23 protein-coding genes are annotated in these 23,449 nt (G+C 67.6%); 16 read left to right on the forward strand and 7 right to left on the reverse strand.

Features of this window, described 5'->3' with window-relative positions; genetic code table 11:
* Positions 1-8 precede the first annotated feature (8 nt).
* The 9 genes from clpS (at position 9) to LOC57_RS15970 (ending at position 8,019) form a co-directional block, all read left to right on the forward strand.
* Positions 9-317: an ATP-dependent Clp protease adapter ClpS gene (gene clpS / locus LOC57_RS15930; protein WP_227913867.1), complete on the forward strand. Its 309-nt coding sequence runs from the start codon at positions 9-11 to the stop codon at positions 315-317.
* A 73-nt stretch (positions 318-390) separates the two neighbouring features.
* Positions 391-945: a DUF2017 domain-containing protein gene (locus LOC57_RS15935; RefSeq protein WP_229960894.1), complete on the forward strand. Its 555-nt coding sequence runs from the start codon at positions 391-393 to the stop codon at positions 943-945.
* Positions 946-1,051: 106 nt separating this feature from the next.
* Entirely contained in the window at positions 1,052-2,041 is a 990-nt protein-coding gene (gene murI, locus LOC57_RS15940; RefSeq protein WP_229960896.1) for a glutamate racemase, read from the forward strand.
* Positions 2,038-2,883: an MBL fold metallo-hydrolase gene (locus LOC57_RS15945; RefSeq protein ID WP_229960898.1), complete on the forward strand. Its 846-nt coding sequence runs from the start codon at positions 2,038-2,040 to the stop codon at positions 2,881-2,883. The genes murI and LOC57_RS15945 overlap by 4 nt, the downstream gene beginning before the upstream one ends.
* Positions 2,884-2,910: 27 nt before the next feature.
* A complete protein-coding gene (gene rph / locus LOC57_RS15950; protein ID WP_231700913.1) occupies positions 2,911-3,675 on the forward strand; it encodes a ribonuclease PH in 765 nt (254 codons plus the stop codon).
* Positions 3,676-4,302, forward strand: coding sequence for an RdgB/HAM1 family non-canonical purine NTP pyrophosphatase (rdgB, locus tag LOC57_RS15955; protein ID WP_227913871.1), 627 nt, complete (start codon positions 3,676-3,678; stop codon positions 4,300-4,302).
* A 108-nt stretch (positions 4,303-4,410) separates the two neighbouring features.
* Positions 4,411-5,199 (forward strand): DedA family protein, encoded by a 789-nt coding sequence (locus LOC57_RS15960; RefSeq protein ID WP_229960900.1) that lies wholly within the window; start codon positions 4,411-4,413, stop codon positions 5,197-5,199.
* Positions 5,192-6,208: an exonuclease domain-containing protein gene (locus tag LOC57_RS15965; RefSeq protein ID WP_227924886.1), complete on the forward strand. Its 1,017-nt coding sequence runs from the start codon at positions 5,192-5,194 to the stop codon at positions 6,206-6,208. The genes LOC57_RS15960 and LOC57_RS15965 overlap by 8 nt, the downstream gene beginning before the upstream one ends.
* Before the next feature lie 350 nt (positions 6,209-6,558).
* Positions 6,559-8,019 carry an HNH endonuclease gene (locus LOC57_RS15970; protein WP_229960902.1) on the forward strand — a complete coding sequence of 487 codons (1,461 nt, stop codon included), beginning with the start codon at positions 6,559-6,561 and terminating at the stop codon, positions 8,017-8,019.
* Positions 8,020-8,049: 30 nt separating this feature from the next.
* On the opposite strand, the gene LOC57_RS15975 is transcribed toward LOC57_RS15970, so the two are convergent.
* Positions 8,050-9,093 (reverse strand): ADP-ribosylglycohydrolase family protein, encoded by a 1,044-nt coding sequence (locus tag LOC57_RS15975; protein ID WP_227914463.1) that lies wholly within the window; start codon positions 9,091-9,093, stop codon positions 8,050-8,052.
* 185 nt (positions 9,094-9,278) lie between these two features.
* Between LOC57_RS15975 and LOC57_RS15980 the strand changes: the two genes are divergently transcribed.
* From LOC57_RS15980 to LOC57_RS16000, 5 genes are all read left to right on the forward strand, one after another.
* Positions 9,279-10,277: an aquaporin gene (locus tag LOC57_RS15980; protein ID WP_229960904.1), complete on the forward strand. Its 999-nt coding sequence runs from the start codon at positions 9,279-9,281 to the stop codon at positions 10,275-10,277.
* Positions 10,278-10,370: 93 nt separating this feature from the next.
* A complete protein-coding gene (locus tag LOC57_RS15985; RefSeq protein ID WP_227914461.1) occupies positions 10,371-11,534 on the forward strand; it encodes an exonuclease SbcCD subunit D in 1,164 nt (387 codons plus the stop codon).
* The gene (locus LOC57_RS15990; RefSeq protein ID WP_229960906.1) at positions 11,531-14,638 is read left to right on the forward strand and encodes an AAA family ATPase; all 3,108 of its coding nucleotides are present in this window, start codon (positions 11,531-11,533) and stop codon (positions 14,636-14,638) included. The genes LOC57_RS15985 and LOC57_RS15990 overlap by 4 nt, the downstream gene beginning before the upstream one ends.
* A 137-nt stretch (positions 14,639-14,775) precedes the next feature.
* A complete protein-coding gene (locus LOC57_RS15995; RefSeq protein WP_229960908.1) occupies positions 14,776-16,158 on the forward strand; it encodes an MFS transporter in 1,383 nt (460 codons plus the stop codon).
* A gap of 81 nt (positions 16,159-16,239) precedes the next feature.
* Positions 16,240-16,407, forward strand: coding sequence for a hypothetical protein (locus LOC57_RS16000; protein ID WP_227914455.1), 168 nt, complete (start codon positions 16,240-16,242; stop codon positions 16,405-16,407).
* A 64-nt stretch (positions 16,408-16,471) separates the two neighbouring features.
* Here the strand turns inward: LOC57_RS16000 and LOC57_RS16005 are convergent, their stop codons facing one another.
* The 5 genes from LOC57_RS16005 to LOC57_RS16025 all read right to left on the reverse strand — a co-directional run bounded on the left by LOC57_RS16005 (position 16,472) and on the right by LOC57_RS16025 (position 20,907).
* Positions 16,472-17,449 carry a serine/threonine-protein kinase gene (locus tag LOC57_RS16005; protein WP_229960910.1) on the reverse strand — a complete coding sequence of 326 codons (978 nt, stop codon included), beginning with the start codon at positions 17,447-17,449 and terminating at the stop codon, positions 16,472-16,474.
* Positions 17,450-17,643: 194 nt separating this feature from the next.
* Positions 17,644-18,456: an alpha/beta fold hydrolase gene (locus LOC57_RS16010; RefSeq protein ID WP_442860737.1), complete on the reverse strand. Its 813-nt coding sequence runs from the start codon at positions 18,454-18,456 to the stop codon at positions 17,644-17,646.
* A gap of 4 nt (positions 18,457-18,460) precedes the next feature.
* Entirely contained in the window at positions 18,461-18,790 is a 330-nt protein-coding gene (locus LOC57_RS16015) for a biotin/lipoyl-containing protein (protein WP_227914450.1), read from the reverse strand.
* The gene (locus tag LOC57_RS16020; RefSeq protein WP_227925397.1) at positions 18,783-19,748 is read right to left on the reverse strand and encodes an alpha-ketoacid dehydrogenase subunit beta; all 966 of its coding nucleotides are present in this window, start codon (positions 19,746-19,748) and stop codon (positions 18,783-18,785) included. The genes LOC57_RS16015 and LOC57_RS16020 overlap by 8 nt, the downstream gene beginning before the upstream one ends.
* Positions 19,749-19,881: 133 nt before the next feature.
* Complete coding sequence (locus LOC57_RS16025) at positions 19,882-20,907, reverse strand: thiamine pyrophosphate-dependent enzyme (RefSeq protein WP_229960912.1); 1,026 nt, start codon at positions 20,905-20,907, stop codon at positions 19,882-19,884.
* Between the two features lie 230 nt (positions 20,908-21,137).
* On the opposite strand from LOC57_RS16025, the gene LOC57_RS16470 reads away from it, so the two are divergent.
* Positions 21,138-21,269: a hypothetical protein gene (locus tag LOC57_RS16470; RefSeq protein WP_269437464.1), complete on the forward strand. Its 132-nt coding sequence runs from the start codon at positions 21,138-21,140 to the stop codon at positions 21,267-21,269.
* A 59-nt stretch (positions 21,270-21,328) separates the two neighbouring features.
* Here the strand turns inward: LOC57_RS16470 and LOC57_RS16030 are convergent, their stop codons facing one another.
* Entirely contained in the window at positions 21,329-22,750 is a 1,422-nt protein-coding gene (locus LOC57_RS16030) for an amino acid permease (RefSeq protein ID WP_227924876.1), read from the reverse strand.
* 212 nt (positions 22,751-22,962) lie between these two features.
* Here LOC57_RS16030 and LOC57_RS16035 point away from each other — a divergent pair, with 212 nt between their 5' ends.
* Complete coding sequence (locus tag LOC57_RS16035; RefSeq protein WP_227914443.1) at positions 22,963-23,439, forward strand: Lrp/AsnC family transcriptional regulator; 477 nt, start codon at positions 22,963-22,965, stop codon at positions 23,437-23,439.
* Positions 23,440-23,449: the final 10 nt, after the last annotated feature.

Raw genomic sequence — 23,449 nt, forward strand, 5'->3', positions numbered from 1 at the left:
TTGAAGCCATGGCTACCAGCACTGCACCCGGCACGGACACCCTGATACGTGAGGAGACCGAATCCCTTACCGCCGTGGACGTCCCCTGGGTGGTGATCGTGTGGAATGACCCGGTGAACCTCATGAGCTATGTCAGTTACGTCTTCCAGAGCTACTTCAACTACTCGGAGGCCAAGGCGCACCGGCTCATGATGGAGGTGCACCAGGCCGGAAAGTCGGTGGTGGCCACCGGCTCCCGGGAGGCCGCTGAACGCGACACACTGGCGATGCACTCCTACGGGCTGTGGGCCACCTTCCAGAAGGCGGACGCAGCTTAGCCGGCTCCCGGGCCCTTAAACAGGCACCGGTACTTCAACAGCTGCTGACGAAACGCACAACAGAACGGATATCGTGGCAACCGGATTCAAGCTCACCCGCAAGGGCATCACCGCCAACCTGGAACCGGGGGAGCGGGACCTGCTGCGCAAGCTCTTCGCCGATGTGCAGTCCCTGCTGGAACCGGACACCGCAGCGGACGCAGATCCCCTCGCGGCAATGGTGGGGATCGACCCGTCCGCCGCCGCCCCCGAGGACCCGGCGCTGCTGCGGCTGCTGCCTAACGGCACCGAGGCGGAAGACGACGCCCTGGAATTCCGCCGGTTCACCGAACGCAGCCTGCGCGAATCGAAGCAGGCGGCCCTGCGCGCGGCTGCCCTGCAGCTGGAAACCGGCCCGCTGCGGCTGGACGCGGAGCAGGCCCGGCTCTTTGCCCGCGCCCTGAACGACGTCCGGCTGGTCCTGGGCGACCGCCTGGGCCTGGCCGACGATGAGGACGCTGAACGGCTGCACGACATAACGGACCCGTCCAAGGCACAGGACGTGGACGGCTACCTGGCCCTGGTGTACAACTTCGTCACATGGCTGCAGGAAACACTGATGCAGGCACTGCTCGACACCCTGAACTGACGCTGAACTGGCGCTTTACCGACCCGCAATACCGGCTTGGGCTGTGAGCAACGGCACGCAGCGGTGAATGTGCGGGCGCCGCGGGGAGGACTATTGTCGTTACATTATGAGTTCGAACCGGGTCAATCCGTCCGCTGCAGCACAACCGTCTGGGAAGTCAGAGGGGAAGTCGGACGCACCCATCGGCATTTTCGACTCCGGGGTCGGCGGCCTGACCGTGGCACGCGCCGTCCTGGACCAGCTGCCCAACGAAGCCATCATGTACGTGGGGGATACCGCCAAGGGGCCGTACGGGCCGCTGCCCATTGCCGAAGTGCGGGCCAACGCGCTGGGCGTGATGGACGAGCTGGTGGACTCCGGCGTCAAGCTCCTGGTCATTGCCTGCAACACTGCCTCCGCCGCCGTCCTGCGTGACGCCCGCGAACGCTACACCCGCCGGTACGGTATCCCGGTCATAGAGGTCATCCAGCCGGCCGTCCGCCGCGCCGTCGCGGCCACCCGCACCGGACGGATCGGCGTCATCGGCACCGCCGCCACCGTGGGCTCGCGGGCCTACGACGATACTTTCGCTGCCGCTCCGCACCTGACGGTCTCCTCCGTGGCCTGCCCCGCTTTCGTCGAGTTCGTGGAGGCCGGCATTACCTCCGGCCCGGACGTGCTCGCCACCGCCGAGGAATACCTCGCTCCGCTGCGGGCGAAGGACGTAGACACCCTCGTCCTCGGCTGCACCCACTATCCGCTGCTCACCGGCGTGATTTCCTACGTAATGGGCGACGGCGTGACCCTGGTGTCCAGCGCCGAGGAAACTGCCAAAGACGTCTACCGGGCCCTGATTTCCCACGGCATCGAACGCCGTTCGCAGACACCCCCGCAGCACACCTTCGTCGCAACCGGGGATTCGGCTTCCTTCGAGCTGCTCGCCCGGCGTTTCCTTGGCCCCGAGGTCCTCAGCGTCCAGCACGTTGACCACGTGGCAGCGCATTACCCCACCGGCAGCATGGCGCGGGTCACCCCGCAGATGATTGCCGCAGCACGGGCAGACGCCCCCGAACACATGGGGGCGCAGAGCGGCGCCTCCTGGAACGGCACCGCATGAAACTGACCATTGTGGGCTGCAGCGGCTCCTTTCCCGGCCCCGCTTCGCCGGCGTCGTGCTACCTCGTGACCGCCAACGACGGCGTGCGCGACTGGCGGATCCTGCTGGACCTGGGCAACGGGTCCCTGGGGGCCCTGCAGCGCTACATGGACCTGCGGGACATTGATGCCGTCCTGCTGACCCACCTGCACCCCGACCACTGCATGGACCTGTGCGGGCTGCACGTGGCGGTGCACTGGGATCCCTCGGGCTGGAACCGGGACCGGATCAAGGTGTGGGGACCGGCGGCTACCGCAGACCGAATGGCTACCGCCTACGGCCTGGAGCTGGATCCGGGGATGCACGAGGACTTCGAGTTCAGCAACTGGACGCCGGGCGGCACCGTGGAGATCGGGCCCTTCAGCATCACCCCGTATCCGGTCCGGCACCCCGCCGAAGAAGCCTACGCGCTGCGGGTCGAGGCCCGCAGCTTGGACGCCGGCGGCGTATCCACCCTGCGGACCCTGGCTTATTCCGGGGACACTGACTCCTGCCCGGGGTTGGAAGCAGCTGCCCGGGACGCCGACGTCTTCCTCTGCGAAGCTGCCTTCCACGAGGGCCGCGACGACGCGATCGAGGGTGTGCACCTGACCGGGCGCCGTGCCGGGGCTGCGGCCACTGCCGCTAATGCGCGCCGGCTGCTGCTCACGCACCTGCCGGTTTGGAATGACGCCAGCCTCAGCGTGGCCGAGGCCCGCGGCTCCTACACAGGTGACCTTGCGGTGGCCGTGGCCGGAGTGTCTTACGACGTTGGCAGCCCGTTCGCGGAGCCGTTGGCGGTGCAGAAGGCGCGCAGCGTCTAGCCGCAGTGCCGGCGATAGACTGAAGCCATGACTACCGCCTCCACTCCCGTCCCGTCCGCCAGCCTCGTGCGCGCGGACGGACGTACCCCGGACCAGCTGCGCAGCATCACCATCACCCGCGGCTGGTCGAAGCAGGCCGAAGGCTCGGCCCTGATCGAGTTCGGCAACACCCGCGTGCTGTGCACCGCCTCACTCACGCCCGGCGTGCCGCGCTGGCTCAAGGGCGAAGGCAAGGGCTGGGTCACCGCCGAGTACGCCATGCTTCCCCGCGCCACCAACACCCGCAATGACCGCGAGTCGGTGAAGGGCAAACTGGGCGGCCGCACCCACGAGATTTCCCGGCTGATCGGGCGCTCCCTGCGTTCCATCATCGACACCAAGGCGCTGGGCGAGAACACGATCGTGCTGGACTGCGACGTCCTGCAGGCCGACGGCGGCACCCGTACCGCAGCCATCACCGGGGCCTATGTGGCGCTCGCCGACGCAGTGGCCTGGGCCAAGGAAAACAAGCTCATAGCCCGCAACGCGTCCCCGTTGCTGGACACCGTTGCCGCCATCAGCGTGGGCATCATCGACGGCGTGCCCATGCTGGACCTGCCCTATGTCGAAGACGTGCGGGCGGAAACCGACATGAACGTTGTGGTCACCGGCTCGGGGAAGTTCGTGGAGGTGCAGGGAACCGCCGAGGGCGCTCCCTTCGACCGCGCCGAACTGGACGCGCTGCTGGACCTGGCGCTGCAGGGCACCGCCGAACTGGCCGCCATCCAGCGGCAGACCCTGGGCACGGCATAAATGGCACAGGCGCGCCTGGTCCTGGCCACCCGCAATCCGGGCAAGCTGCGTGAACTGCGCGAACTGCTGCGCGGGCAGGTGCCCGGGCTCGATGTCGACACGCAGGTGATCGACGCCGCGGCCGCCGGGGTTCCCGACGTCGCCGAGACAGGCGTGACGTTCGAAGAGAACGCACTGCTCAAGGCCCATGCGGTTGCCGCCGCCACGGGCCTGCCCGCGGTGGCGGACGATTCCGGCCTGTCCGTGGACGTCCTGGGCGGAGCGCCGGGCATCTTCTCCGCCCGCTGGTCCGGCCGGCACGGCGACGACGCCGCGAACCTGGACCTGCTGCTGGCCCAGTTGGGGGACATTTCCGCCGAGCACCGCGGGGCCGCCTTTGTGTGCGCCGCGGCACTGGCCGGCCCGGACGGCTCGGAAACCGTGGAGCGGGGCGAACTGCGCGGAACCCTGCTCACCGAGCGCCGGGGGGACGGCGGTTTTGGCTACGATCCCATCCTGGTTCCAGCCGGTTCCGAGCGCAGCTGCGCGGAACTGAGCAGCGCGGAAAAGAATGCCATCAGCCACCGCGGGCAGGCCTTCCGTGCCTTGCTTCCGGCATTGGTCCGCACACTGGCTGCGGAAGGCTAGCCCGTCTCCGAATCCCCGGGCCCCGGTGTGTGATGTGTCCCAAACACGCCGGGGAGGGGTCCCGGGATTCTGCCCGGCGCAGGGGGCTGGGGCAGAATTGAGCGGGAGATGACTATTACTGAAGCCGTTCCCGCAGCCACCTCCCCGACTTTCTTCGAGTTCTCCGCCGGCACCGCCGTCGTCGAGCCTCCTGCCGCTCCCGCCGCCGTCGCGCCTCCTGCCGAAGGGCAGGTTGCCGCGGAACAGGCCGCAGCGGAGCCCTCCGCCCTTGGCGGGGTCGCAGACTGGGCTGTCGGCATGATGGAAAGCATCGGTGCCCCCGGTGCCGGCCTGGCCATTGCGCTGGAAAACCTGTTTCCGCCGCTGCCGAGCGAAATTATCCTTCCGCTGGCCGGCTTCACCGCCAGCCAGGGAAGCTTTTCCCTCACGGCTGCCTTGTTCTGGACCACGCTGGGTTCGGTTCTCGGCGCGCTGGCCCTTTACGGGCTGGGTGCCTGGCTCGGCCGGGACCGGATGCGCCGGGTGGTGGCCAAGGTTCCCCTGGTGGACCTGGAAGATGTGGACAAGGTGGAGGCCTGGTTTGAACGCCACGGCTATAAAGCGGTGTTCTTTGGCCGGATGATTCCGCTGTTCCGCAGCCTCATTTCCATTCCCGCAGGCATTGAACGGATGGGCCTGCTGACCTTTTCCGCGCTCACTACTGCCGGCAGCCTGATCTGGAACACCATCTTCATTCTGGCCGGCTACTATCTGGGCGAAAGCTGGCACCTCGTTGAGGCCTACGCCGGTGTTTTCCAGAAGATCGTCATTGCAGCGGTTGTCATTGCGGCTGTGTGGTTCGTTGCTGCCAAGGTCCGCAGCTCACGGCGGAAGCCGGTGACCGGCGAAGATGCTTAACGCGGGACTGAACTTCACCGCGATCGACTTTGAAACCGCCAACGGATTCCGCGGTTCCCCGTGCTCGGTGGGCCTGGTCCGGGTCCGCGGCGGACAGGTGGTCGAAGAGACTTCCTGGCTGATGCGGCCGCCCGAGGGGCACGACTACTTCGACCGGCGCAATGTGCGCATCCACGGCATTGAACCGGAGATGGTGGCCGGAGCTCCCCGCTTTGGCGAGCTTTTTCCCGAGATCGGGGCGTTCATTGGGGATGACCTCCTGGTGGCGCACAATGCGGCCTTCGACATGGGGGTGATCCGGTCCGCGCTGGAAGTGTCCGGGCTGGCCGGCCCGGCGTACGACTACACCTGTACGGTGGTCCATTCCCGCCGCACCTACCAGCTGCCCTCGCACTCGCTGCCCTTCGCCGCAGAAGCGGCAGGCGTTCCGCTGCTGAACCACCACGACGCCACAGAAGACGCCCGTGCCTGTGCCGGAATCATGGTGGACATTGCCCGGCGCTGCGGGGCCTCCTCCATGCCGGACTTTTTCCTCCGCCAGGGCATGCAGGCTTCCAGGCTGCCCGCCTATGTGCCGGGCCAGCATGAGCTGTCCAAAGCCACCCGTGACGCCATGGCCAAGGGCACCGGGACGGCGGCTGCAGCGGGGACTGCCTGGACCGGATGGCCGTCCGAAGGGGAGAACCCGCTGCCCAACCCGCTCGCGGACCCCGCCCATCCCTTGTACGGGCAGACCGTGGTCTTCACCGGAAACCTGGGAATGGCCCGCCAGAGCGCCAAGGACCGTGCCGCGGAGGTAGGCGCCCGGACGGCCAGCAACGTCACCCGCGCAACCACGGTGCTGGTGGTCGGCGACGGCTTCGAACCGGCGGACCTTCGCAGCGGACGCCTGACCGGCAAGGCCCGGCGGGTCTTGGACTTGCATGAGCGGGGCCAGCGGATTGAAGTCCTCTCCGAAGCGGAGTTCCTCCAGACTCTCGGCGGGATTTGGCCCCGGGCTTCGCAGTAGGGGGAGGGCGGCGCGGCCGTCCGTCTGGGGATATCGCCGCGCCGGGCGTCCTGTACCTGTTTGTATAAGTACTTTGTCCACAGGCTCAAAAACACCTGTTGTTGCGAACTTTTGCGGTCGTTACTATCGAACACATGTTCGAATCATTGCGAGTGGCGGAGTGCTTGCAGCCCGACCCCTCGGGTCCCCGACCGGCGCCTGTTTTCCGCCTTGCGCCCGCGAGTGCCTCCGCTGCGGCTCCGGCAACGGCGTCGAAGACGAAGATGAAAACGAGCGCAGGGGCAGAGGCAGAGGCAGGTGCAGGTGCAACGGCAAGGACGCCGTCCTCGTCACCAGGGCCTGGTCCGGCAGTGTCTGAACGGCCTGTGGGCCAGACCGGCCGCCTAGCCCCGGGCGAGGACGTTGCATCTGTTGTTGAGTTGGCCTCTTGGTCCCGGGCGCTCGCCTCCGGGGAATCCCTGGCCGCGATTGCTGCTGATTCGGATGCAGGGCTTGTTGACCGGCTCCGTGCTTTGGAGGAGCTGAAGGCTGCTGCGTGTGCGGCGCAGGCCCGGGTGGCGGCGGCGTTGGACGTGTCCGTGCGTGCGGCTCATGCCCGGGCCGGGCTGCCGGCGGAGAAGCATGGTGTGGGCGTTGGAGCGCAGGTGGCGTTGGCTCGGCGTGAGTCTCCGGCCCGGGGCGGACGGATCCTTGGCTTCGCGAAGGCCTTGACCCGGGAGATGCCGTGCACGCTTCAAGCGTTGTCGGAAGGCCACATCAGTGAGTGGCGGGCGACCCTGCTGGTTCGCGAGACCGCCTGCCTATCCGTGGAGGACCGGCAACTGGTAGATCAGGAAATCGCCGGGGATCCTGCCGGGCTGGACGGATTGGGGGATCAGCGCCTGATAGCGAGGATCCGGAAGATCACGTACCGGCTTGATCAGGCCGCGTTGGTGCGGCGGGCGGCGAAGGCGGAGGCGGACCGGTTTGTGTCCTGCCGTCCGGCTCCGGACACCATGACCTACCTGACGGGTCTGCTGCCGGTGGCCCAGGGGGTTGCGGTGTATGCGGCACTGAGCCGTGCTGCGGATTCGTTGCGGGCCCGGGGCGATGCCCGCGGTCGGGGCCAGATCATGGCCGACACCATGGTCGAACGCATCACCGGCCAGGCAAAGGCTGAGCAGGTGCCGGTGGAAGTGCAGCTGGTAATGACGGACCGAACCCTGCTGGCCGGGGATAAAGAGCCGGCACACTTGACCGGCTACGGAATAGTGCCGGCGCCGTGGGCGCGGGATCTGGCAGGTAAGGGCGCCCGTCGAAGGGCTCAGAAGACAGGGAAGCCGGGGGAGTCCCCGACAGATGCCTCCCATGGCTCCGGAGATCCTTCAAGCGGTTCTACCGCCAGTGCGCCTGGCCCGACCGGGACCTTGCTGCGCCGCCTCTACACTGCCCCGAGTTCCGGGGAGCTGCTGGCCATGGACTCGAAGGCCAGGTTCGTACCTGTGTCCCTGGCCCGATTGGTCACGGCTAGGGACCAGGCGTGCCGGACCCCGTGGTGTGATGCGCCGATCCGGCACCAGGACCACATCCGGCCACACCGTGACGACGGTCCTACGGAGGCAGCCAATATCCAGGGGCTGTGCGAGGCGTGCAACCAGGCCAAGGAAGCGCCAGGGTGGAAAGCGGCCGTCATCGGGGCGTCCGGTACTACGGGCCACCCGAGATCGCGGGTCCGGAAGGCCACTGCTGCTGCCCGTCGCCACACCGTGGACATCATCGCGCCAACCGGCCACCGCTACCGGTCAACCGCCCCACCCTTGCCGGGTACGTAGCTGCACTGCACCGGGAAAGCCGGGACAGAGCTAAGGGGCAATGGTCGTTGCCGCGAAAGCACCAGCGATTTTCTCGATGGCGCTGTGCTCTCGGAGGGCGTCGGCATCGGGCAGCGCCGACGGTCCATAAAGCGTTCCAAGCATGCTGCCGGCGACCACGGCGGCTGGCGCGCCGCCACGGAGGGCAGCCTGACGGACAGCGGCCGGCACTATGGCGCCGGCGGAGTCAGGAACCGAACTGTCAGCGGCAGCGAGGGCGATCTCCAGCCCCAGGGCAAGTGCGTCCTCTGCTGCGGCTGGCCGGGTATCTTCTCCGGTGACGGTGCCATCCACAGATGTGCCGGCCAATACGGCCTGCAGTCGCTTCACGAGCTCGGGGGAGCCGCCGTCGTCGGACGCAACCAGTGCGGCCTGCTCCGTGGCCGCCTCCGCTGCGCCGCGCAAGGTAGCCCCGGGAGCCAGCAGTCCGTGCACCGTGGAGGCAAAGACCGCCGCGGCATGTCGGGACGCCGGGTGCCCGTGGGTCAGCGACGCTGCATCCAAGCTCAGCTTGTAGACCGTTTCCGCACCCACGTAGGGCAGCAGTCCGAACGGAGCTGAGCGGACCAGGGGTGCAGCGGAACTGTTTTCGGTGTTGACCGGACGCTGTCGGGTTGCCATTTCCCCCGTGGACAGGGCCGCGAGCACTTCCGGATCCGCGCCGGCAGCATCGGCAGCGCCGTCTGCAGAGCGAAGCAGCGGTTCGGCGTCTATGGCGCGCGGCTGAGGCACCAGGCCCGCTTCGGGCAGCGGCAGTCCCCGGCTGCGGAGCCAGCGCAGGTACGCCAGCCAGATGCAGGCTGTCTCATCGGCTCCCAACCCCTGATTGGCCCACTCGATGGCTTCCTGCAGGCCATCCAGCGAGTAGAGGGCCAATTGCGTATCCGCTGTAATCCCCAGTCCGGCTGCATCCCGCGGCGGCACCGGATTCGCGAAGGCGTCGCCGAGGGCACCGCCTAACAGGCATCCCCGGATCTTGCCGGACAAAGATGCGAAGGAAGCGGACACGGGAACGGAATGCGGTTCGGAACTCACCACTCCAGCATAGGTGCTGGGCGCTTCCTGGCCCGGAGCCGGAAGGCTGGATGCACAGGGGATATTCAGGGAGTTAACAGACTGCACTGAAACGGTGGGGTAGTTTGTTGTGAGTTCGAAAACATGTCTCTGTACCGGCGGCTGCATGCCGGCGGCACCAACCACACGTTAGGAAATCTTCTTCCATGTCATCTGAGTCCTTACCCCTGAGCGGTGCGCGGGCAGTGTCCGCCCGCGAAGCAGCGCCCGCAGACCGCGGCTACGACTACGGGTTTGTGGGACGCTCCGTGGCAGAGGCCATCGGATCGTTCCTGCTCGTTTTCGTTGGTGTGGCGGTCGCCATCTTCGCCACCGGCACGGGCATTACGTCCCCGCTGGCTTTCGGACTGGCGCTGGCCGCTGCCATGGTGGCCTTCGGCTACATCTCCGGCGGGCACTTCAACCCGGCCATCACCCTCGGCAGTGCCGTGGCCGGGCGCACGGCATGGAAGTACGTCCTTCCCTACATCCTGGCCCAGCTTGTGGGTGCCATTCTCGGCGTCGCCATCCTGTGGGTGGCCATCAACGGCCATGACCAGTTCGGTGCACAGACGAAGGAATTCTTCCTCAGCGCCTCCAACGGCTACGCGGAGAACTCGCCCACCGAATTCCCGCTGCCCAGCGCGCTGCTGCTGGAAGTTATTTCCGGCGCCCTGCTGACAGCCGTCTTCCTTGGTGCGACCGCCCGCCGTTACGGTGCGGTGGCAGCAGCCTTCGCCGTCGGCGTGACCTATGCAGTGCTGCTGACCATGCTGGCCCCGGTCACCGGCGGCGGCATCAACCCCGCCCGTTCCACCGCCACCGCCATCTTTGCCGGAGGCAGCGCGCTGGAGCAGCTCTGGCTCTTCTGGGCTGCACCCCTGCTGGGCGCAGTTATCGCAGGACTGATCTTCCTCAGCGTTGATATGACGGTCGAATCCCGCCGCGGCACCCACGACCACGACCGCGCGGAAACAGCAGAGCATGTCGAGACCGCCACGCCGGCCGCGGCCAATTCCGCCACGGCGAACCCGGCAGCAGCCACGCCCGTCACCGGCACCTCGCCGGTGGTGGACGAGGAAACCCGCGGTTTCTTCGACAAGCCCTCCGCCCGTTCCGCGGATGAGGACCGTCCGCAGGACGGAACACCGGGCGGCCGCGCCTAGCACCTAAGAACCGGACAATATCGACGGGGGCAGTGGCGGACGCCGCTGCCCCCGATCCGTTAACTGTCGGACCCGGCAGGTAGCTTTGAAGACATGCGCATACTGCACACTTCAGACTGGCACCTGGGCAGGTCCTTCCACGGCGTGGGAATGCTGGATGCCCAGGCGGACTTCATCGATGCACTGGTGGACACCGTCCGGGAACGCGGCGTGGACGCCGTGCTTATTGCCGGAGACGTTTACGACCGTGCGCTGCCTGCGGTGGACACGGTCCGCCTGCTGGATTCCGCACTGGAGCGCATCACGGGTGCAGGCGCCGCAGTGGTGCTGTCCAGCGGCAACCACGACTCCGCTGCCCGGCTGGGATTCGGCAGCGCCTTGTTTGAGCGTGCCGGGGTGCACCTGCGTACCCGCTACCAGGACATTGCCCGTCCGGTGCTGCTGCCCGCCGCCGGCGGCACGCTGGCGGTCTACGGCATTCCCTATCTGGAACCGCGGCTGGCCGCGCCGGAGCTCGGCGTCCAGGAGCCGAACCACTTCTCCGTCACCGCTGCTGCTGTAGAACGCATCCGGCAGGACATCCGCACCAGGCAAGAGGCCGGCGCCCCCGTGACCTCCGTGGTCATGGCGCATACCTTCGCGAGCGGCGGCATCAGCAGCGACAGTGAGCGCGACCTCGCCGTGGGCGGGCTGGGAGCTGTTCCGCTGGATCTTTTCGACGGGTTTTCCTACACCGCGCTCGGGCACCTGCATGGACGGCAGCAGCTCAGCCCCACCGTCCGTTACAGCGGTTCGCCACTGCCCTACTCCTTCTCCGAGGCGCGCCAGGCCAAGGGCGGCTGGCTCCTGGAGTTCGACGGCGACGGGCTGGTTACCGCCGAGGCCGTCACCTGGCCTGCGCCCCGCCGGCTCGCGGTGCTGCGCGGCAAGCTTGCCGATCTCCTGGCGGACCCGGCACTTGCCGATGCCGAAGACGCCTACTGCCAGGTGACGCTGACGGACAGCCAGCGGCCGGCCAAAGCCATGGAACTGCTGCGCACCAGGTTCCCGGACACTCTGGTGCTCACCTTCGACCCCGAAGGCGGGGTCCGCGGGCCGGCCCAGACTTACAGCCAGCGGCTGGCGAAAGCCACGGATGACCTGGACATCTGCTGCGGCTTCCTGGAGCACGTGCGCTCCCGCAGCGCCGCAGAGGAAGAGAAGGACCTCTTTAGGGAAATCCTGGACAAGGTCCGCGAATCGGAGGCAGCACAGTGAGGATCCACCGCTTGGAAATCCAGGCCTTCGGCCCGTTTGCCGAACGCCAGGTCATCGACTTCGACGAGCTGGGCGCACACGGCCTGTTCCTCCTCAACGGTCCCACCGGTGCCGGAAAGACCAGCGTGCTGGACGCTGTTTGCTATGCCCTGTACGGTGCCGTCCCCGGCGCCAGGCAGCAGGCCCGATGGCTGCGCAGCGACCACGCGGACCCGGCAACCGCTCCGGAAGTGGTGTGCGAGTTCAGCTCCGGAACCCGCCGCTTCGAGGTGGTCCGCAACCCCCAGTGGGAGCGTCCGGCCAAGCGGGCCGGCGGCCGGAGCACTGTTACCGAGCAGGCAAAAACGCTGCTGCGCGAATACACCAGCGGAGCCTGGGTGGAAAAGTCTTCCCGCAATGATGAAGCCTCCACCGAGATCACCGAACTGCTCGGAATGAACCGGGAACAGTTCACCCGGGTGGTGATGCTGCCGCAGGGAGACTTTGCTGCGTTCCTGCGGGCTGACGCCGCCTCCAGGGAAGCGCTGCTGCAGCAGCTCTTCGGTACCTCACGGTTCGAGGACATCGAGCGCCAGTTGAAGGCCGAGCTGACCGAGGCGGAACAGCGCTTCGAAGCAGCCCGGGCACAGTCCGAGCACGTCCTGCGCCGGGCACGGGATGAAATCAGCCGTTACCGTGACGAGTTCGGCGCCCTGGCCGGGGAGGCGGACGACAATACGGCGGTGCCGGCCGAATCCGCGGCAGCCAGCGCGGGGATTGAACAGCCCGAACAGGAAATCGCCGCCTTCCGTGCCGAGCTGGGCACACGGACCGCTGCTGCCCGGGACGAGCTGGCGCAGCTGCGGGCAGTCCGGGAACGTGCCGAGAAGCACCTGCAGGACCTGGTTCACCTGCGGGCACGCGGCCTGGCCCTGGCGCAACTGGTCCGGGACGAAGCCGACCACGAAAAAACCGGAGCCGGGCTCCGGGAGCAGCGAAACGCGCTGGCAACCCATACTGCCGCTTCCGCGGTGGCCGGCTACGTGCGGACGGTGGACGCAGCGCAGGAACGCGCCTCGTCCCGGATTACCGCATGGGAGGCCGCGTGGACGGAGCTCACCGCCCACCCGTTGGCGGCCGCCTACCAGATGCCGTCCGTGGACCCGGTCCCCGATCCTGCTGCTGCGCTGCCCGAAGGACTTGTTGCCCGGACCGGGGCGGACCTGGCCGCAGCGAACGCCGCGCTGGAAGACGAAGAGCGCATCCATGCGCTCCTGGCCCGCGCAGCGACGGAGGAAGCCACTGCTGAAACCCGGCGCTCGCAGGCAGCCAAGGCAGGGGACACGGCGGCGTCCCTGCGCGAAGAGGAAACCCGCCTGTCATCCGAAGCAGCGGACCTGGACCGGCTGGCTGAGGGGGAGTCCCGGGCAGCCTCAGCTGTGACCCGGGCCGAAGAACTGGTCGCCACCATCCGCAGCTACGCCGACTCCCGCGAAAAGGCAGGGTCCGCTGAACAGGCCGCCGCTGATGCCCGGCAGCAGTACCAGGACCTTCGGCAGGCTTGGCAGGACCTGCTGCAGGCCCGGCTTGAGCAGGCAGCAGCGGAACTGGCACAGGAACTGGCGGACGGGGCTGCCTGCCCGGTGTGCGGTGGTCTGGAGCATCCGGACCCTGCAGCTCTGCCCCCGGGCCAGACCGCAGTCACCCGGGAAGCTGAACAGGACGCCGAGGCCCGTGCCGAGGCAGCCGAGGCAGCCTTCGACGCCGCGGCGCGCGTTGCGGGCACTGCCGCCGAAGCGGCAGCTGCCCTGCGGGCACGCGGCGGCGACGGAGATCCAGCCTCCGCGCAGGAACAGCTGGACGCTTCCCTGGCAGCTTTGGAAGAGGCCCGCGCCGCCGGCCGGAAGCAGGCAGAGGCTGCCGGCAGGCTGGAGCGGATCGCTGCGGATCTGGCGGCGCTGGATACGGAGCGTTCGGGGAGTCTCCTCGAGGCGGCACAGGCACAGTCCCGGGCCGAAGCTGCCCGGGAACAGGCCGCCGAGCTGACCGCCCGGGTGGCGGCGGCATTGCACGGCTTTGAGAGCATAGCCGAGCGGGTGCAGTCGCTGACGCTCCTTGGCGGTCTCGTCCGCGCCGCGCGGGAAACCTTGGCTGCAGCCGAGGCCTCCCGTGAGGAACTTGTCCGCGTCAGCGCTGAACTCCGGGATGCCCTGGCCGGAACCGCTTTCAGCTCGGGCACGGAAGTCAGCGGAGCCCTGCTTGATGCCGCTACGGCCGATGCCTACCGTTCCGCACTGCAGGAATGGGAAGAGGAAGGCCGCCGTCTGCTGCTGCGGCGGGAAGGGCAAGAGGCTGCCGCGACGGAAGACAACACCGGAGAGCCGCTGCCCGTACCCGATGAGGAAGACGTAGAGGAAGCCTCCGAGGCGGCGGCACTTGCCCGCAAGGAGCAGGAGGAAGCTGCCCTGCTGGTCCGGCTGCTGGAAGGATCGGCGGTCCGGCTCGCGGAGTACTCGACGGAGCTGATCCAGGCACTGGAACGGACAGCACCTCTGCGGGCGCGCAGGGACCTGCTGCAGTCTGTGGCCGACACGGCCCGCGGCGGCGGCGAAAACGAGTACAAGATGACCCTCAGCACCTACGTCCTGGCTGCCCGCCTGGAACAGGTGGCAGCAGCGGCCACCGAACGGCTTGCCGCGATGACCGGCGGGCGGTATGCACTGGTGCACAGCGACTCCAAGGCCGGCAACCGCAAGGCCGGGCTGGGCCTGCACGTGACGGATGAATGGACCGGCCAGCACCGGGACACGTCGACGCTCTCCGGCGGCGAAAGCTTTATGGCCTCCCTGTCCCTTGCCCTGGGGCTGGCAGATGTTGTGCAGCAGGAAGCCGGGGGAGTCAACATTGAGACGCTGTTTGTGGACGAGGGCTTCGGCAGCCTCGATGAACAATCACTCGAGCAGGTGATGGACGCACTCGAGGGCCTCCGCGACGGCGGCCGGGTGGTGGGCCTGGTCAGCCACGTCGCCGAGATGAAGCTGCGGATACCGGCCCAGCTGCAAATCCTCAAGGGACGCAACGGCTCTACCGTGCACTACACCGCGGGAGAGGCAGCCATAGCCTGATCCGCCCGGCGGCATTCGTTGTGCTGGCCGCCGGTTAGGCAGCACGGCCCGGCGTGGGTAAAATCGCGCTAGTAACAAGGGTTGTGCGCACCGGGAGGGGGGACGGTGTGCGGTTCGACGTACTTGGATACCGCACCATGACCCACAACAGTTCCTCTTCCGACCCCTCACACCCCGGCGCAGCCAAGCCGGTGCCCGCCCCGGAAACGGGCCGCTACCAGGCGATTTTTGCCCTGGCCGGACGTTCCTTCTTCACCATCGGTTTCCTGGCCCGCCTGCCACTGGCCATGCTGACCGTGGGCGCGCTGACCCTGATCACCGAAGTATCCGGTTCCTATGCGCTGGGCGGGTTCGCCGCCGGCGGCGTCGGAATTGGTTCTGCAATCGGAGCCCCGCTGCTGGGGTACCTGGCCGACCGGATCGGCCAGCGTCCCGTCCTGTTGTCTACTGCGGTGCTGAACCCGGTGGCCATCGGGCTGTTCCTGCTCTCTGCCGCCCTGCTCGAACCGTCCGGTGCAGCGTTCTGGATGCTGGCTGCTGCGTTCTTTATGGGTGCCTCCTGTCCGCAGGTCGGGCCCATGGCCCGGGTCCGCTGGATGGCCATGACCGCCGGCCGCCCGCAGGGACGCGAGATGGACACTGCGCTCTCCTACGAAGGGACCGCCGATGAGCTCACCTTCGTCCTTGGACCGGCGCTGGTGGGCCTGCTCGCGGCAGCCGTCGCCCCGTGGCTGCCGCTGGCGCTGGCAGCCGTGCTCACAGCCGGGATGGTCTCGGCCTTCGCCGTCCACCGGACGGTGGAATCCGTGGTCCCGGCCTCCCGCCGCCCGGCGTCCCGCCGCCCGGCGTCCCGCAAGGGCAACGCCCCCGCAGCCCCCGCCGGTGCCGCCGCCGCTCCCGCCGCCGCTCCCGCCGCCGCTTCCGCAGCACCGGGGGTCACCCGCCCGAAGACGCAGTGGCTGGTCATTATGCTGCCCGTCCTGGGCATGGTCGCCATGGGGACCTTCTTCGGATCGACCCAGACCAGCCTGACGGCCTTTGCCGGAAGCTTCGGCGTAGCGTCCTCCGCCGGACTGCTGTACGCCGTGATGGGACTCAGTTCCGCCGTGGCAGCCCTGTCCGTAGCCTTCTGGCCGGAGCGTTTCGGAGCGGCGGCCCGCTGGATGCTGTGCGCGGCAGCCATGACCGCCTTTTCCCTGTTGCTGTTCCTGCCCGCCGACATCGCCACCATGCTGGTGGTCCTGCTGGTCCTGGGCATCCCGGTGGGGCCCACCATGGTGAGTATTTTCGGTATCGGCGCCATTGTGGCCCCGCGCGAACTGATGGGCACTGTCATGACCATGCTGGCCAGCGGGGTGGTAACCGGAACGGCGCTGGGCTCGGCGGTTTCCGGCCGGCTGGCCGATTCCTTCGGCTACGGCCACGCGTTCATTGTTCCGACGGCCGCGGCCGCAACACTGCTGCTGCTCAGCTTGGTTGCCTCGCGGGCAGCAGCGGCCCGCCGCAAAGCCGCAGCCTGAACCACCCGCAGGTGTCGGGTGCGCCACGGTTGGCCTAGTATCGGATAAGTAGTCCCGCGAGCACCACTAAGGAGAAATACGATGGGAAATACCGAAAAGGACGCCGGCCGGGGGGATCAGCAGGAGACAGGATCACAGGGACCCGAAGGCACCATCCCGCAGAGCGAGGACGGTATTGCCGCTGGGAGCACCAACGAAGCCTCCAACTTTGAGCCCGAAGAAGACGAAGCAGCCGACGACGGCAAATAAGCGAGTCTCTTAGACAAACGGACCGGCCCCGAAGGGCCGGTCCGTTTTGCTGTGGTGTGCTTTCCTACCCGAGGCTGGGAGCGTGGGCCGGAGGGGCGGGAATGTAGATGTTGCCGGTGGTGATCCCGCCTGTGCTTCCGGATTCACCGGTGACCGGTTCACGCAAAGCTGTCTCGCCTGCGGCAGGCGAGGGAAGATCTGGTCCGTCCAACAGGAAGGCTTCGGATGCCAGGTTCCGCAGCGTCAGGGCCACCTCGTGGGCTTCGGGACGGGCATCGACCAGCCGGGAGGTCATGGCCCGCAGGATTTCCGTCCACTCGGGCCCTACCGACTCGGGAATCGCGGGGTCACGAAGGAGGCGGGCCACGGCGGCCTCCACGATGGGGCCCGGGAAGGCCTTTTCTCCGGTCAGGCATTCCAGCAGCACCAGGCCAAGGGAGTAGATGTCCGTGCGGGGGTCCACAGCGGCGCCCTGTGCCTGTTCCGGGCTGAGGTAGTTGGCCGTGCCGATGGTCGCGCCGTGCGCGGTGGCCACAGTGGCCTCGACCATCCTCGCAATTCCGAAGTCGGTCAGCCGGGGGTATAGCCGGGTGTCCTGGTCCTCCTGCGGAAAGAGCAGGATGTTGGCCGGCTTCACGTCGCGGTGAATGACGCCGTTGCTGTGCACATAGTTCAGGGCATCGGCCAGGTCGGCGCCGAGGGCAGCCGTAGCCGAGGAGGAGAGCGGGCCCTCCTTGAGCTTTCCGCGCAGGTCGGGGCCGTCCACCAGTTCCATCACCAGATAGCTTGCTGCCCGGCCCTCGTCGTCCACGCTGATGCCGGCATCGAGAAGCGTCACCAGTCCGGGATGATTCAGGGTGGCAAGCAGTTGCATCTCGGTTTGCTGGCGGCGGGTTTCATCATCCTCGTTGACCGAGACTGCAAAGAGTTTGACGGCCACTTCGCGCCCCAGGTTCTCATCCACGGCACGGTACACCGAGGCGGCACCCCCGGAGCCAATGAGTTCGGTGGTGCGGTATCGGTGCCCTAGGAGTACATCCATGGGTGTCCTCCCTTGAGCGTGAAAGTGAAAGCGGGAACAAGCCTCAAACCATCAGTAGGCTGATTAATCTCAGGCTAGCCCACTAGCCGTTCCATCGTAGCCCGCGACAGGCCGGAATCCGGGCATATTCGAATGGACGTGACCAACTCGTAATATGGCCGCGCCGCGCCCCGGCTGGGGGTGGCTACCGCGGGCTACCCCTTGAGGAAGTCCAGAGCTGCGCTCTTGAAAGCGCGCGAGGTGACCGCATTCGCATGGGTGCGCGCCGGCAGTTCCAGCAGTTCGGCCCGGCCGCTCAGCGCCGCCAGCTCCGGTGCCGTGGCAGCAAGGTCGTCACGGTCTCCGGCGACCAGCAGCAGCGGCATGGCCGGCACAGCCGCCTCGGGGGTGAACGGTTCCTCCTTGATGGCCTCGACCATCCGGAACAGTGCGGCGAGGTTGTTTCCGGGCACCAGCTGCGCCATCCGGAGCAGTTCTGCGGTACGGGGATCCGCTACCGCCGCGCCCCCTGCTGCCGCTTCCCGCGCAGCGTCCAGGTCGAATTCCGCCAGCGGGTCTGCACTGCCCGGACCGCCCAGCACCATCCGGTGCACCAGTTCGGGTTGGGTTGCCCCGAATTCCCAGGCCAGCCGGGATCCGAGCGAATAGCCCACCACGTCCAGCCCGCTGGCCGGGTCGCCGTCGGCGAGGGGGCGGACGCCGGCGTCCTGGGCCACCTGGAGCAGGTCAGCACGGATACGGCTGGGCCGGTAGGAATCCAGGTCGGCCGGGGCGGCGCTGGCTCCGTGGCCGGGCAAGTCAACGGTGATGACCCGCCGTCCGGCCGCAACCAGGGCGCTGACCCACCCCGCGTCGTGCCAATTCAGCTGGGAGCTGGAGGCGAAGCCGTGCAGCAGCAGCACCGGGCGCAGACCGGCGTCGGCAGCGGCGCCGCCGTCGGTGCCCGGGAACTCCCGGACGTCCAGCCGGGGGTCGGTGCCTTCCACCAGGGAACCGTAGCCGGACACGGGCCTAGTCCTCGTCCAGGGCGGCCGTGAGCCGTACCCGGCGGCGCGCGGGCGCTTCCTGCGGCACGGTGCCGACAATGCCGGCGGTGTTGTCGGGCACCTCGAACACAATGAGCGGCTCGCCAACGTTGATCTTCTCGCCGGGCCCACCGTAGATCCGGGCAACTTTGCCGGCCTGCGGGGAGGGCAGTTCCACCGCGGACTTGGTGGTTTCCACCTCCACCAGCGGCTGGTTGCGCTCCACCTGGTCGCCTTCAGCCACCAGCCATTCCAGCACTGTGGCCTCAATCAGCCCCTCGCCGAGGTCGGGAAGGGGAAAGGAAATTTCAGCCACGCCGGTACTCCAATACTCGCTGGATCCCGAACAGGATGCGGTCAATGTTCGGGATGTATTCGTCTTCAAGGTCTCCTGACGGATACGGTACGTCGAATCCGGTGACCCGCCCAACCGGGGCGCGCAGGGTGTCGAAGCAATGTTCGGTGATCAGTGCGGCCACCTCGGCGCCCAGCCCGGAGGTCAGGGGTGCCTCATGCACGACGACGGCGCGCCGGGTCCGGCCCACGGATTCGGCCAGGGCGGCGGCGTCGATCGGCTTGAGCCAGCGCAGGTCCAGGACCTCCACCTCGATGCCGTCCTCCGCTGCCAGTTCCGCGACCTGCAGGCACCGGGCCACCATGGCTCCCCATGCCACCAGTGTGACGTGCTTGCCCGGGCGGACCACCTTCGCACCTTCGACGGCGCCGGCGTCGTCCAGGTACACGTCGCCCTTCTGCCAGTATCGGGACTTGGGTTCCATGAAGATCACCGGATCCGGCACTGCTACCGAGTGCTTGAGCAGGTGGTAGGCCTCGTGCGGGCTGGAGGGGGAGACCACCTTGAGCCCGGGAACGTGCGCGAACAGCGCTTCCAGGGATTCGCCGTGGTGTTCGGGCGCACGGATGCCGCCGAAGCTGGGCACCCGGAGTGTCACCGGCATGGGCATGGTGCCGCGGCTGCGGTAATTCATTCGGGCCAGCTGGGTGATGATCTGGTTCACCGCCGGGTACGCGAAGCCGTCGAACTGCACCTCGGGGATCGGGTGGAAGCCGGCCATGGCCAGGCCCACGGACATGCCCAGGATGCCGGATTCGGCCAGCGGGGTGTCGAAGACCCGCTCGGCGCCGAAGCGCTGCTGCAGGCCGTCAGTGATGCGGAAAACTCCGCCCAGCCGGCCCACGTCCTCACCGAGGACCAGTGCCTTGGGGTCGCCGGCGAGGATTTCGGCCAGCGCCCGGTTCAGCGCCTGCTGCATGGACAGGTGCTGGACCGGACCGTCGGCGGCGGGCACGGGTACTGCCCGCGCGGACTGCTTCGTGGCGGCGGCGGTTTCGGCGTTGGCTGCCGCAGCGTCCAGATCGGAGGAAGCGGTCGCCTCGGTGAGCTGCTCAGACATGTTCGGATTCCTCCCGCCAGGCACGGGCCTGGGCCTTCAGTGCTTCAGTGGGCTCGGCGTAAACGAAGTCGAACATTTCCCGGCCCGGCCGGACGCCGAGTGCTTCAACGCCCTCCCGGACGCGTTCGGCATTGGCCTTCGCGTCGGCAAGCGCGGTGTCCAGAAAGTCGGAGTCCGCGATGCCCTCTGCCAGGAGGCGGTCCGCCAGCAGCTGGACGGGGTCCGTGCCGGCGTCGCGCCGTTCTTCCTCCAGGCTCCGGTAGCGGCCGGGGTCATCGCTGGTGGAGTGCGGGCCGCGGCGGTAGGTCATTGCTTCGATGAGGACGGGGCCGTGTCCGGCGCGGGCATGGGCGGCGGCCTCACGGGTGGCCAGGACGACGGCGGCGGCATCGTTGCCGTCCACCGTGATGGCGCGCATGCCGTACCCGGCGGCGCGGGCGGCGACGGTTCCGCCGGCCACCTGTGCTTCGGTAGGCAGCGAAATGGCCCAGCCGTTGTTCTGGACGAAGAAGATCACCGGCGCCTTCAGGACACCGGCAAAGTTCATGGCCTCGTGGACATCGCCCTGGGAGCTGGCACCGTCGCCGAAGTAGGTCAGGGCGACGCCGCGGGTATCCCCGCCCGAGAGGGTCTGGCCGTGGGCCCAGCCGACGGCGTGCAGCACGGATCCGCCCACCACTGCCTGGATGGGCGCAAGCCTGGTCTTCACCGGGTCATACAGTCCGCCGTGCCAGCTGGCTTTGTGTGTGGACATATAGGCGGTCATATCTACGCCCAGGGTCAGGGCCACGCCCATTTCCCGGTAGGTGGGGAAGATGAAGTCCCGCTGCGGGTCCATGGCGAAGGCGCTGCCCACCTGTGCCGCTTCCTGTCCCAGTTCGGGTGCGTAACCGGGAATGATGCCCTGGCGCTGCCAGGCGATGGCAGCGAGGTCCAGCTGCCGGACGGCGGTGACGAGCCGGTAGAGCTCGCGCAGTTCGTCCGTGGGCAGCGCTGCCGGTTGCTGAGTAGTGTCCATAACCGCAACCTAGTGTGTCCCGACACCTTGAGCAAACTTACCGCCAAACGTTGCACACTCTGTACAAATGTGTGACGTGCGCCGCGTTTACCCTAGGCAGTTTGCGCAGGAAGCGTCCCGCCGTGCTCCCGCCGTGCCCGTACAGCACATTCATTGGGAAGGGGGTGGAATCGGGCGGCATTGGGCGTAACGTTCGACGGACCTATCCCATGGTGAGTTAGGAGCCGGACATGTCAGGAAAGTCCCCGCAGGGATCCACTTCCAAGAAGCACGGCAAGGCACTCAAGGAGAAGCGGGCCGAGAAACGCGCGAAGAGCGCCGTCGAGTCTGAATTCCTGCCCAAGCGCCGCAAGGGCCGCTAGGCAGTTCCGACCGAACGCAGCCGGCCCGGCATCCTAGGCTGCCGGGCTAGGCTGCCGGGCTAGGCTGCCGGGCCGGCTGCCGGCCGGCGCCGGGCACTGCGCCGTTCGAACCGCCACGCCAGCAGGACCAGCACGGCGCTGAGTCCCGCCGTTGCGAGCAGCTGGACGCGCACGGCGTCGTCGAAGAAACCAAGGACCACAATGCCTGCCAGCAGAGCCAGGGCAAAGTAGGACAGCCACGGGAACGCCCACATTTTGAAGGTCAGTTCGGTGCCGGCCGCGTCGGCCCGGCGCCTCAGGATGATCTGGGAAACAATTGAGATGCCCCAAACCACCAGGCAGCTGGAGCCCACCAGGTTGAGCAGGATCATCAGCACGGTGTCCGGGTAGAGATAGTTCAGCACCACGCCAATAAAGCCGAACGCCACGGAGGCCAGGACGGCCCGGCGCGGAACGCCGCCGGAGCTCAGGCGGCCAAGGGCTGCCGGAGCCCGTCCGCGCTCGCCCAGCGAGTAGGCCATCCGCGAGGCACCGTAGAGGTTGGCGTTCATCGCCGAGAGCAGGGCGATCACGATCACCACTGCCATCACGGTATCGGCGCCGGGAACCTTGGCAGCGTGGAGCACGGCCACGAACGGCCCGGTGCTCAGCGCTTCACTGTCCCAGGGCAGGACGGTGACCATCACCAGCACGGAGCCGATGTAGAAGACCAGGATCCGCCAGATCACGGAGCTGATGGCGGCGGCGATGTTTTTGGACGGTTCTTCCGTGTCTGCGGCGGCGATGGTGATGATTTCGGTGCCGCCGAAAGCGAACACCACCAGCAGCAGCCCGGAGGCGACGCCGGTCATCCCGTTGGGCATGAACCCGCCGTTGTTGAAGAGGTTGTCCACTCCCGGGGACGCCACGCCGGGCAGCCAGCCCGCAATGAACGCTACTCCGACGCCCAGGAAAATGATGATGGCGGCTACCTTGAGGATCGCGAACCAATACTCGAATTCACCCAGGCTTGCCGCCCCGGCCAGATTGACCGCGGTGAAGGCAATGATGAAGGCCAGTGCCAGGACCCACTGTTCGACGCCGGGGACCAGTGACGCCGTAATGGCCGCCGCCGCCGTCGCTTCCGCGGCAATCACGATCACGATCTGGAACCACCACAGCCAGCCGACGGTGGTGCCCGCGGTCCGCCCGAGCGCCTTTTCGGCGTAGACCGAGAAGGCCCCGCTGCTGGGGTCTGCGGCGGCCATTTCCCCCATCATCCGCATGATGAGGATGACCATGGTGCCGGCGATCAGGAAGGAAATCAGCACGGCCGGTCCGGCAGCGGCAATACCGGCGCCGGAACCCACAAATAATCCGGTGCCGATGGCGCTGCCCAGGCTCATCAGCACCAGGTGGCGCGGCTGCATCTTCCGCGGCGCAGAGGAATCCGCAGCCCCGGCGGGCGCTTGGGTGCTGGATGGGAGGGCGGATTGTGGCATGGAAAACAGGGCCTTAGAACGTTGGACTGGCTGCCGGTGCCGCCCGCCGGCCCCGTTCCGGCGGACGTGGCAGGTCTGTACACCGCATTCCATCTTAGAGCCGGTCTGTGTACCAGCTGGTCCGGGCCCGTGCCCGAGTGGCTCTACAATTTGTACACTGCCGCCTTTCTGTTAGCCCTCTAACTGCCTCGTAACTGCCCCGAAAGGACCCCATGCCAACCGACGCGCTGGACGCCCGCATCGTGACCCTTTTCACCGACAACCCCCGGATGTCGGTGCTGGAGGCCTCCCGCCGGTTGTCCGTTGCCCGTGCCACTGTGCAGGCCCGCTTGGACCGGATGCAGCAGACCGGGGTGATCGCCGGCTGGGGTCCGCGGATCGACGCCGAGGCCCTGGGCTATGACGTGGTGGCGTACTGTTCGCTGACCATCCGCCAGGACACCGGCCATGATGCGGTGGTAGCCGCCCTGTCCCGCATCCCCGAGATCCAGGAAGTGCACACCGTATCGGGGGAGAGCGACCTGCTGGCGCGGGTGGCAGCACGCTCCAACTCGGACCTGCAGCGGGTGATCGATGCCATCGTGGCTACCAATACCGTGCTGCGGACCTCTTCGGTGATTGTGCTCAACACGCACTTTGAGGGCCGGATGCTGCCGCTGCTGAATGCGGCCGCCGTTCCCGAGAGCTGATCCGCCGTGC

The sequence above is a fragment of the Arthrobacter sp. zg-Y750 genome (assembly GCF_020907365.1).
In the GTDB taxonomy this organism is placed as follows: Bacteria; Actinomycetota; Actinomycetes; order Actinomycetales; family Micrococcaceae; genus Arthrobacter_B.